The 11,099-nt window shown below is 64.8% G+C and carries 7 protein-coding genes and 1 pseudogene; 4 read left to right on the top strand and 4 right to left on the bottom strand.

Features of this window, described 5'->3' with window-relative positions; all coding sequences use genetic code 11:
• Nucleotides 1–105: pseudogene (locus WCA85_RS07340) on the bottom strand (transcriptional regulator); the annotation flags it as partial.
• A gap of 212 nt (nucleotides 106–317) precedes the next feature.
• Between WCA85_RS07340 and WCA85_RS07335 the strand changes: the two are divergent.
• Entirely contained in the window at nucleotides 318–1,070 is a 753-nt protein-coding gene (locus WCA85_RS07335) for a class I SAM-dependent methyltransferase (protein WP_424062508.1), read from the top strand.
• Between the two features lie 39 nt (nucleotides 1,071–1,109).
• Here the strand turns inward: WCA85_RS07335 and ppc are convergent, their stop codons facing one another.
• A complete protein-coding gene (gene ppc / locus WCA85_RS07330) occupies nucleotides 1,110–4,283 on the bottom strand; it encodes a phosphoenolpyruvate carboxylase (RefSeq protein ID WP_424062507.1) in 3,174 nt (1,057 codons plus the stop codon).
• Between the two features lie 438 nt (nucleotides 4,284–4,721).
• Here ppc and hemC point away from each other — a divergent pair, with 438 nt between their 5' ends.
• From hemC to WCA85_RS07315, 3 genes are read left to right on the top strand one after another with little or no spacing between them, the layout of a single operon-like run.
• Complete coding sequence (gene hemC / locus WCA85_RS07325) at nucleotides 4,722–5,705, top strand: hydroxymethylbilane synthase (RefSeq protein WP_424062506.1); 984 nt, start codon at nucleotides 4,722–4,724, stop codon at nucleotides 5,703–5,705.
• Nucleotides 5,705–7,717, top strand: a complete 2,013-nt coding sequence (hemDX, locus tag WCA85_RS07320) for a fused uroporphyrinogen-III synthase HemD/membrane protein HemX (RefSeq protein WP_424062505.1) — start codon at nucleotides 5,705–5,707, stop codon at nucleotides 7,715–7,717. Before hemC ends, hemDX begins: the two co-directional genes overlap by 1 nt.
• A 2-nt stretch (nucleotides 7,718–7,719) precedes the next feature.
• A complete protein-coding gene (locus WCA85_RS07315; RefSeq protein WP_424062504.1) occupies nucleotides 7,720–8,910 on the top strand; it encodes a heme biosynthesis protein HemY in 1,191 nt (396 codons plus the stop codon).
• Between the two features lie 20 nt (nucleotides 8,911–8,930).
• Here WCA85_RS07315 and WCA85_RS07310 read toward each other — a convergent pair whose 3' ends face one another.
• Together WCA85_RS07310 and WCA85_RS07305 are read right to left on the bottom strand one after the other, a co-directional pair.
• On the bottom strand, nucleotides 8,931–9,689 hold the full coding sequence (locus tag WCA85_RS07310) for an SDR family oxidoreductase (protein WP_424062503.1): 759 nt from the start codon (nucleotides 9,687–9,689) through the stop codon (nucleotides 8,931–8,933).
• A 164-nt stretch (nucleotides 9,690–9,853) separates the two neighbouring features.
• Nucleotides 9,854–11,099 (bottom strand): aldehyde dehydrogenase family protein (locus WCA85_RS07305; protein ID WP_424062502.1); only part of this gene is annotated, 1,246 nt, incomplete at its 5' end.

Here is an 11,099-nt window from a genome sequence, read left to right as displayed (position 1 = left end):
GGGCGAGAGCCGCTCGCGGTGCGCGCGGATGAAATCACCCAGCGCATGCGCCGGAGTGGCGTCGAGCGGGGGCGGGGACGGATCTGCGGGAGACGGCGTGCTCATCGTTTCAACAAGGGGGTGTTGGGGATACCAGAATAATTGCTTAACTTGTACTGGTACAGGACGGGCTCTATTGTAGCGGCTGGAGCGGTTCATACGTACCGGCAGGCACGCCGTTCCGGGCTGCCGCCAAGTGGCGTTTCGACCGCATTTACGCTGACACGGTCAGACGGCTGCACACTACACCTTCACCCACATGAGCAAGGGAGCATCCCATGAAGCATCACGATCAGGTCGCCGACGCGTTCGGCTCGACTGCCGCGGCTTATTTGACGAGTCACGTGCACGCCACGGGCGCCGACCTGCAAGCGCTGGCGGCTTCCATCGCAGCGACTCCGGATGCGACGGTGCTCGACATGGGCTGTGGCGCCGGTCACGCGAGCTTCGCGGTGGCACCGCACGCGCAAAGCGTGGTGGCCTATGACATCGCACCGCAAATGCTCGCCACCGTAGCAGCGGCTGCCAGCGAGCGCGGACTGACGAACATCCGCACCCAGCAGGGCGCGGCGGAAACCTTGCCGTTCGACGATGCGTCGTTCGATTGCGTCATCAGCCGGATGAGCGCGCATCACTGGCACGACGTGCCGCAGGCGCTCGCCGAAGTGCGTCGGGTCTTGAAACCGGGCGGCCAGGTGCTGTTCGTAGATATCGCCGGGATCGATCATCCGCTGCTCGACACGCATATTCAGGCAGTCGAAGTGTTGCGTGATGCGTCGCATATCCGCGACTATCGCGCGGACGAATGGGTGGCGTATTTTGCCGCAGCGGGCCTCAAGGCGACGATTCGCGAGCGCTGGCGTCTGCCGATCGAGTTCGCCTCCTGGGTGGCGCGCATGCGCACGCCGGAGTCGCGCGTCGTGGCGATCCGTTCGCTGTGGGATAGCGCCCCTGATGAGGTGCGCGAATACTTCGATGTCCAGCCGGACGGTTCGTTTCAGCTGGATGCGCTGATGATAGAGGCGCGTTGACCGCAGGTGGCGCTTGGCGCCACCTGCGTCGCCACTACATCAACCGGTATTGCGCAGCCCCGCCGCGATCCCGTTGATGGTCAGGTGAATCCCGCGGCGCAGGCGCACGTTTGTGTCGCCGGCGCGGAAGCGTTTGAGCAGTTCCACCTGCAGGTGATTCAACGGGTCGAGATACGGGAAGCGGTTCTTGATCGAACGCGCCAGCAGCGGGTTATCCGCGAGCCGCTCGGTTTTTCCGGTGATCTCAGCGAGCGCCTTCGAGGTACGCTCCCACTCCGCGACGATCCGTTCGAACACATGCTTGCGCAGTTTCTTGTCGCTGACGAGCGCGGCGTAGCGTGACGCGACCGCGAGGTCGGTCTTGGCCAGCACCATGTCCATGTTCGACAGCAGGTTCGCGAAGAACGGCCAGGTCTTGTGCATCTTCTTGAGCAGCGCGAGGCGGCGGGTACGCTCGGCATCCGAGGGTGCGCTATCCAGATGAGCGGCCACTGCGCTGCCAAAGCCATACCAGCCGGTCAGCAGCAGGCGGCATTGGCCCCACGAGAAGCCCCACGGAATCGCCCGCAGATCTTCGATCTTGCGCTGCTTCGGATCCTGCAGCTTGCGCGAGGCCGGACGGCTGCCGATGTTCAGTTCGGCAATTTCGGAGATCGGCGTCGACTCGAAGAAATACTCTTTGAACCCCGGTGTTTCGTAGACCAGCGCGCGGTATGACGCCATCGCGGCGTCGGACAGCTGTTGCATGGTTTCCTCGAACGCAGGCAGTTGCGCCGGCGTGTTGCCATGCGGCAGCAAGGACGCTTCGAGCGTCGCGGCGACGACGGTTTCGAGGTTGCGGCGGCCAATCTCCGGATTGCCGAACTTGCTGGCAATTACTTCGCCCTGTTCGGTCAAACGGATCTGACCGTCCACCGTGCCGGGCGGCTGCGACAGAATGGCCTGATAGGTCGGGCCGCCGCCGCGTCCGACCGTGCCTCCACGACCGTGGAAGAGCCGCAGCGTCACGCCGCGCTCATTGAAGAGCGACACCAGCGCGAGTTCAGCGCGGTACAGCTCCCAGTTCGACGTGAGGAAGCCGCCGTCCTTGTTGCTGTCCGAGTAGCCGAGCATCACTTCCTGCTCGCCACCTTGATGTTCGATCAACGAATCGACGCCCGGCAGCGCGATCAGGTCGCGCATGATGTGCGGCGCGTTGCGCAGGTCGGGGATCGTCTCGAAGAGCGGGATCACCATCAAGCCAGCCTTGGCCGGGTTGTGCGCGTCGCCGAGGAGACCGTCCAGCAGACCGGTTTCCTTTTGCAGCAACATGACTTCCACCAGATCGCTGACGGTTTCCGTGTGCGAGATGATGTAGTTACGCACGGCGCGCGGACCGAATTTCTCGCGCGTCACACGGGCGGCTTCGAGTACGCCCAGTTCGCTTTTCACCAGATCCGAGTACTCGAGATACGGCGAGCGCAGCAGACGCGGCTGCGCGAGTTCGCTCAGCAGCACGGTCAGTTTGTCCGCTTCGGGCAGGGCCGCGTAATCGTCTTCGACGCCGGCGCGCTTGAGCAGTTCGGCGATCACCGCTTCGTGGATATCCGAACTTTGCCGCAAGTCGATGCTGGCGAGGTGGAAGCCAAACACTTCGGCAGCGCGCGCGAGCGGCGACAGACGCGGGCTCGCCAGCGACGCGCCGTGATGTTCGGCGAGCGAATCGATCAGCACATGCAGGTCTTTTGCGAAGGCGTCGGAGTCGTCGTACGGTTGCGCGCGGACCGGGGCGGCGCCACGGCCGGCGCTGCGTAGCGGCACGGCGCCTTCACCCAGACGCACCCGCGAGCTTGCCGCGAGGCGCGTATAGATGCCAATCAGCGCACGGCGGTACGGCTCATCCACCCGGTGCGGCGACTGGTCCGGCGAGGCCGCCGCGAGGGCCTTCACGCTGTCGCTGGCACCGGTCAGCATGTTCGATATCGACAACTCGGCGCCAAGCTTGTGCACCTGTTCCAGGTAATGTTCAAAGATCACCGCGGCCTGGCGCGTGATGGCTTCTTCGAGTGTCGCAGCGGTGACGTTCGGATTGCCGTCGCGATCGCCGCCAATCCAGCTGCCCATCTGGAAGAACGCGGGCAGGCGGGCGTCGAGGCCGTGCTCGGCAAGCGCGGTTTCGATATCGGCATACAGTGCCGGGATTTCTTCCAGGAAAGTCGCGCGGTAATACGACAGCGCGTTTTCGATTTCGTCAGCGACGGTCAGGCGCGCGTCGCGCAGCATGCGCGTTTGCCATAGCGACGTAACGCGGGCGCGCAACATCGCTTCGTTATGCGCGCGTTCACGCTCGGTGAGCGTCTGGTCACGCTCGGCGAGCAGGCGCGCGATGTCGTGTTGCGCATCGAGAATGCTCTTGCGCTGTACTTCGGTCGGGTGTGCGGTCAGCACCGGCACGATCAGCGCTTCGTTGAAAAATTGCTGCAGCACGGGCGTCGCCGCGGCGTTGGCTTCCATCAGTCGTTCGAGCGCATTGGCCATCGTGCCGGGCTGCGATGCCGAACCGGCCAGCGCGTGAATCCGGTGACGCCGGTTGCGGTGGCGATCTTCCGCGATGTTCGCCAGATGCGAAAAATAGCTGAACGCGCGCACGACGCTCACGGTTTGCTCAGGGCTCAGCGCGCGCAGCTTCTTGTCGAGCGCCTGCGCGGCGCTGCTGTCGTCCTCGCGGCGAAAGCGCACGGCATCCTGGCGGATTGTCTCGACCACGTCGAATACGGCGTCGCCTTCCTGCTCGCGGACCACGTCGCCAAGCAGCCGTCCCAGATAACGGATGTCCTGGAAGAGCGGCTGGTCCTTGTCATCGCGGGTGCGGCTGGTGCCTCGCGGCGCGGGCGCGGCGGGTGCTTTCGACGCCACGTCCGCTTGCGAAGCCCCTTTGCCGTTTGCCAAGGCTTGGGCGGCACTGTCTTTGGTCTTCGCGGACTGGCCGGATTTGGCCGCCTTGCCAGACTTTTCAGACTTGATGGCTTTGGCGGCCTGAGCGGCCCTGGTCGTCTGTGATGCCTTGGCTGCCTTGGCTGCCTTGGCCGGCTTGGCCGCGCCGCGTTTGGCCGACGCTTTCGACGTGGCCGGGACGGCGGATGTGACGGCAGGGGTGACTACGGGCTCGCCCGCAGAACCGTTGAGGGATGCAGTATTGCGGCGGGCAGGGCGCGCCGATCCGGAAGACGTCACGATGGGTTTCCTCAGGGAAGCCAGGGTCTAATGAGAGATGGACTGCAGGTACATCAACTGCGCATCAACTGCGCGTGAAGCTCGGTGCACGACGTTTGCGTTGCTGAACGTGCGGTATGGGCCACACGGCGAACAGCGCGGGAACTGCCAGAACGACAACAAACGCTGCAGGACACACGCGAGAGGAGGATGGCCCTGTGTTGCGCGGGGCGCGCCGCATTGCATCATCCCGCATCATGGTGCCTCGCGCGCGAACGACCGTGCGTGAGCCATGGCCAATGGCGGGGGTGACGATGGTGCTCAGCGATGCGGCTTGCCCGGATAGGGCCCGTCTCCTCCAATGGTGGCGCGCCAGCCCGGCCATCAAGCCGATCAAGAGACGCTGGAGCGCGTGCTAACATTGTTTGTTATTACCTCTCGTCATCCAGTGACCTTGCAATGAATTCCGAGAAGCAGTCAGCGCCACCGCCCTCCACTCTGGTCATCGCTTCGCGGGAAAGCCGCCTTGCGATGTGGCAAGCGGAGCACGTGCAGTGTGCGCTGCACAAATTATATCCATCTTGTGACGTAAAAATCCTCGGAATGACGACACGTGGCGATCAGATTCTCGATCGCACGCTTTCGAAGGTGGGCGGCAAGGGTCTTTTCGTCAAGGAACTGGAGAACGCACTGGCCGGAGGGCGTGCCGATCTGGCCGTGCATTCGCTCAAAGATGTGCCGATGGAACTGCCGCCCGGCTTCGAGTTGTCCACCATCATGGAGCGCGAAGATCCGCGCGACGCGTTCGTCTCGAACCACTTCGACTCGCTTGCGGCGTTGCCGCCGGGGAGCGTAGTGGGCACGTCGAGCCTGCGTCGCGAAGCCATGTTGCGCACGCGTTACCCGCAGCTCGTCGTGCAGCCGTTGCGCGGCAATCTGGACACGCGGCTCGCCAAGCTCGATCGCGGCGACTATGCGGCGATCATCCTGGCTGCTGCGGGCCTCAAGCGTCTCGGTCTCGGTGAACGCATCCGTGCTTTGCTCGATACGGAGGACAGTCTGCCGGCAGCCGGGCAGGGAGCGCTGGGCATTGAGATTCGCGCTGGCCGTCCTGAACTGGCTGCGTGGCTCGCGCCACTCCATCACGAGCATACGGCCGCAGCAGTCGAGGCTGAGCGGATGGTGTCGCGTGCCTTGGGTGGCAGTTGCGAGGTACCGCTTGCGGCGCACGCTACCTGGCACGATGGCGCCTTGCACCTGCGTGGCATCGTCGCCACGCCTGATGGTCAGCGGGTGCTGAGTGCCCAGGCGTCGGCTCCTGCGCCGACCATCGAACGCGCGCTGCAACTGGGCCGCGAAGTGGCTAGCGCGCTGGAAAGTCAGGGCGCACTTGAGATCGTCCGTTCGCTCAGCACCGCGAGCGGCCCGGCGACTGGCGCGTGATGGCGGCACAAGCAGGCGTCAACTCGTCCCCCAACTCACCTGACGAGGTGCCGTATACGGTTGTGATCACGCGTCCGGCGGGGCAGTCGGACGCGCTTGCGGCACAACTCGCCGCAGCCGGCGTGGCTACGCTCGACTTTCCGCTGATCGCAATCGCCCCCGCCGACGATACCGGCCCGCTGCACGCGGCGCTCGCAACGCTCGAGCGTTATACGCTGGTGGTATTCGTGTCGCCCAACGCCGTTGATTACGCGTTTTCCGAGTACAAGGCGATCTGGCCGCATGCGTTGCCAGTCGGCGTGGTAGGGCCCGGCAGCGTTGCCGCGCTTGCACGTCACGGCGTCGAAGCGCCGGCCTACAAGGTGATCAGCCCCGCCGCGGCGCCTGACGACGATGCCGCGCGCTTCGATTCGGAGGGGCTGTTTGCCGAGATCGACGCTGCGATGAACGTCGCCACGCTCGAAGGCAAACGCGTGTTGATCGTGCGCGGCGACGGCGGCCGCGAGTGGCTTGCCGATCGCTTGCGTGAAGCGGGTGTCGAAGTGGAAACGGTTGCCGCCTACCGGCGGCTTGTGCCGGAGCCGTCCGTCGCGGCCTGGCAGCGCGTGCACGTGTTGCTGGCCGGCGAACCGCACGCATGGCTTATCACCAGTTCCGAAGGGGTGCGCAATCTGGACGAACTGGCCCAGGAGCATCTGAACGCCGGCGAGATTGCGCAACTGAAGCGCGCGACGCTGGTCACGCCTCACCCCCGTATCGCGCAGTCCGCGCGGGGACTGGGTTTTGATAGCATTACGGTGTCCGGTGCGGGCGATGAGCGCATTGCCCGCACGCTGCTTTCCGCTGTTCCTCCCGTTGTTCAACCGGTTCCGACCAACCCGGCTCACGCACGCATGACAGAAACGAACACCTCCACGAACGCTTCCCCCCAGCCGGCCGCAACCAGCGCGTTGCCGCCCAATCCCCCCTTCACGCCCTACGAAGCGCAACAAAAGCGCAGCAGCGCGAGCGGACCGCTGCTGTGGTTTGTCGTCGTGGTCATCGCCTGTGCGGCGGGGGTGGGCGGCTTTGCGTTGAATCGCAAGGTCATCCGGCTCGATCAGCAACTGACGCAACGGCAACAGGCGAACGATGCCCAAACCGCCGAAATGCGCGTGAAGACCGATCAGGCGGTAGCGACTGTGCATCAACTCGATTCGCAGCTGTCGCAACTGGAGGGCAAGCTGACCGACGCGCAGCAGGCCCAGCAGGCGCTGCAACAGCAATATGCTGACCTCGCGCGCAATCGCGACGACTGGACCCTCGCTGAAGTGGCGCAGATGCTCTCCAGCGCGAGCGAGCAGTTGCAACTAACAGGCAATACGCAGCTCGCGCTGTTCGCGCTGCAAAGCGCCGACACGCGTCTCGCGGCATCGGACAGCGCGCAGGCAGTGGCGGTTCGCAAGGCGATCGGGCAGGACATCGACAAGCTTAAGGCCGCGCCGTCGACCGATCTCACCGGACTTGCCATCAAGCTCGACAACGCCATTGATCAGGTGGACACCCTGCCGCTCGACGGCGAAGCGCTGATCGGCCACACCACGCCGCGCGCAGACACGCCCGCAGATAGCGACAAGGTGGCGGCCACCACAGGCGAGCCCCGCTGGAAGGTCTGGTGGCAGGCGTTCTACACGGGGCTTGGTCAGCAGTTGCAGAGCCTGGTGCAAGTGCGCCGTATCGACAACGCTGATTCGATGCTGGTCGCGCCGGACCAAGGCTACTTCTTGCGCGAGAACCTGAAGCTGCGCTTGCTGTCGGCGCGTCTGGCGCTGCTCTCGCGCAATCAGACCACGCTCAAGTCGGACCTGCACGCGGCCGACGCGGCGCTTGCCCGCTATTTCGATAACGCGTCGAAGCGCACTCAGACCGTGCGCGGTCTGGTCAAGGACGTGGACGACGGCTCGGCGGCGGTTGAAGTGCCGAACCTGAATACGAGCCTCGATGCGGTCAACCAGTACAAGAGCCGGGGTTAATCATGGCGATCCGGGGACTCTTGTGGCTTGCCTTCTTGTTCGCGATTGCGGTGGTGCTGGCGACGGTCGGCCGTTTCGATACGGGTCAGGTGATGTTGATCTATCCGCCGTATCGGGTCGACGTGTCGCTGAACCTGTTCGTGGTCGGCCTGGTGGTGCTGTTCATCCTGATGTATGCGCTGCTGCGCATTGGCCGCAACATCTGGCGCATGCCGCAACGAGTGGCCGCGTACCGCGCCCGTTCGCGGGTTGCCAAGGCGCATGCTGCGTTGCGTGACGCGATTGGCAACCTGTATGCCGGACGTTTTTCGCGCGCTGAAAAGGCGGCTAAAGACGCGCTCGCCAACGGCGACAACAAGGGCGCTGCGGGCCTCGTGGCTGCTACGGCAGCGCATCGGATGCGTGAGTACGCACGCCGCGACGAATGGCTTGCGCAGATCGACGAGGCCGACTGGCAGGACGCTCGCCTGATGGCCACCGCCGACATGCGGGCCGACGGCCGCGACGCCGACGGCGCGCTAACCGCGCTGACGGAGATGCAGTCGCAGGGCAGCCGCCGTATTCACGCGCAGCAAATCATGTTGCGCGCGCAACAGCAATTGAAGAACTGGAGCGAGGTGCTCAAACTCGTCAAGACGCTCGAAAAACGCGAGGCGATTCACCCGGCCGTGGCGGTGCGCCTGCGCCAACTGGCCGCTGAAAATCTGCTGCGCGACCGGCGCCATAATGCCGACGCGCTGCTGGAGTTGTGGCACTCGTTGACGCCGACTGAGCGCCACTCGCCGCGTCTGGCCGATCTCGCGGCGGAACTGCTGGTCGCGCTGAACCGTCCGCAGGAAGCCCGCAAGATCGTCGAAGAAGCGCTGGCGCAGAACTGGGATGCGCGTCTGCTGCGCCGCTATCCGGATACGACCGGCGGCGATGCGTTGCCGCTGATCCAGAAGGCCGAAGCGTGGCAGAAGGAGCGTCCCGAGGACGCCGATCTGATGTTCGCCTTGGGCCGCTTGTGCCTGCATCAACAGTTGTGGGGCAAGGCGCAGTCGTTCCTCGAGACCGCGCTGAAGCTGGCCGACAACGAGACGCTGAAGATCCGCTCGCATCGCGCGCTGGCGCGCTTGCACGAGCAGCTTGGCGATGGCGAGAAGGCGAGCCAGCACTACCGCGAAAGCGCACTGGCGATGAACGTGGTGTGAGCCTGATTGAACAGGCGGCCCTACACGCAGCGGCCGCCATCCACTTCAAGGCATATACCCGTGATGAATTCCGCTTCGTCTGACGCGAGATAGAGGCAGGCGTTGGCGATGTCCTGCGGCACCGAGAAGCGGCCAAGCGGAATGCCAGCCAGAAAACGCTTGCGGTTCTCCGGCGTGTCTTCCACGCCCATGAACTCGGACAGCAAGGCGGTTTCGCCGATCACGGGGTTCACGCAGTTCACACGGATGCGGTCTGGACCAAGTTCGGCGGCGAGCGACTTGCTGGCGATAATCACTGCGCCTTTGCTGCCGTTGTACCAGACGAGGCCCGGCCGCGGCCGCACGCCCGCGGTCGACGCGATATTGATGAACACCCCGCCACCCTGCTGGCGAAAGTACGGCACGAACGCCTGCACGCTCCAGTAAATGCTCTTCACGTTGACGGCGTAGACACGATCGAACTCGGCTTCGGTCACGTCGAGCACGGGCTTGTTGCGATGCGTGGTGCCCGCGTTGTTCACGACGATCTGCACGCTGCCGAAGTCTTCGAGCGCCGCTTCGCGGAGGCTTTGCCAGTCGTCGCTGCGCGTGACGTCGCCCGCCACCGCGATGGCCTTGCCGCCCGCCAGCGCGATCTCGCTCGCGACGCGTTCGGCCGCCGCGCCGTTCAGATCGTTGATGACCACGTTCGCGCCTTCGCGCGCGTAGGTTCTTGCAATGCCCTCGCCGAAACCCGAGCCGCCACCCGTGACGATGGCTGTTTTACCTGTCAACCGCATGATGTCTCCTTTGTTTTCCGTGGTGAGTTCTATTGGCGGTGCGGTCCGTTGTGCCGCATTGAGGCCGTGCCAGCAGTACTCCAGGTCCAGCAATGTGCGGGCGCTGTCAGCGCTGCCAAAACCGCCTGCACATTGCAGCGCTCGTCACCTTGTCCACTAGCCCGCTAGCCGTGCCGGATCGCTACTGTCTTTAGCACCGTGAAGCCATACAACGCCTCGAAGCCCTTTTCGCGGCCATGGCCGGAGTGTTTGACGCCGCCGAACGGCAATTCGACGCCGCCGCCCGCCCCATAGTTGTTGATGAACACCTGCCCGGAACGCACGCGCCGCGCGAGCCGCAACTGGCGCCCGCCGTCGCGGGTCCAGATGCCGGCCACGAGCCCATAGGGCGTGCCGTTGGCGAGCGCCACGGCCTCATCTTCATCGGCGAAAGGCATGGCAGCCAGCACCGGGCCGAACACTTCCTCGCGCGCCAGACGGTGGCCCGAAGGCACATCGCGCAACAACGCAGGGGCCTGATAAAAGCCGCTGTCCGGTGCTTCAGGAATGACTTCGCCGTGAGCGACCATGGCAATGCCGTCATGGTGCGCGTCAGAAAGGAAGTCCCAGACGCGCTGCTGCTGCTTTGCGCTGATGAGTGGGCCGCAGTCGAGGTCCGCACGCGACGGCCCCACCCGCAGCGCCTGAAAAGCGGCCCCGAGCCGGTCCAGCAACGGCTCGTAAATGGCCCGCTCGATCAGCACGCGACTACCCGCGGAACAGGTTTGCCCGGCGTTTTGCACGATGGCCGAGATGAGCACGGGGACGGCCGCGTCCAGATCCGCGTCGGCGAACACGATTTGCGGCGACTTTCCGCCCAGTTCGAGCGTGACAGGCACGTGATTTTCCGCGGCCATCTGCGTGACCAGTTTGCCGGTTTGCGGAGAGCCGGTGAACGAGATGTGATCGATGCCCGGATGCTGCGCGAGCGCCGCCCCAGATTCGTGACCGTAACCAGTGACAATATTGAGCGCGCCGGCGGGCAGGCCGGCCTCGGTGGCCAGTTCGGCCACCCGCAGCACCGACAGGCACGCGTCTTCCGCCGGTTTGACGACGCAGGCGTTGCCGGCAGCCAGCGCCGCGCCAACGCTGCGGCCGAAGATCTGCATCGGGTAGTTCCACGGCACGATGTGGCCGGTGACGCCATGCGGCTCGCGAACCGTAAACACCGTGTAGCCCGCCTGATAGGGCAGCGTCTCGCCATGCAGTTTGTCGGCCGCGCCCGCGTAGAATTCGAAGTAGCGGGCGAGCGCGGCGGCATCCGCGTTGGCCTGGCGCAGGGGTTTGCCGGTGTCGCGTGCTTCCAGTTGCGCGAGTTCATCGTGGCGCGCTGTGACCAGCATGGCCAGGCGGTACAGCACGCGGCCGCGC

It is taken from the genome of Paraburkholderia sp., assembly GCF_049581445.1.
GTDB lineage: Bacteria > Pseudomonadota > Gammaproteobacteria > Burkholderiales > Burkholderiaceae > Paraburkholderia.
Note: the sequence above shows the minus strand (reverse complement) of the source record. Positions and strands in the feature narration are given on the sequence as shown.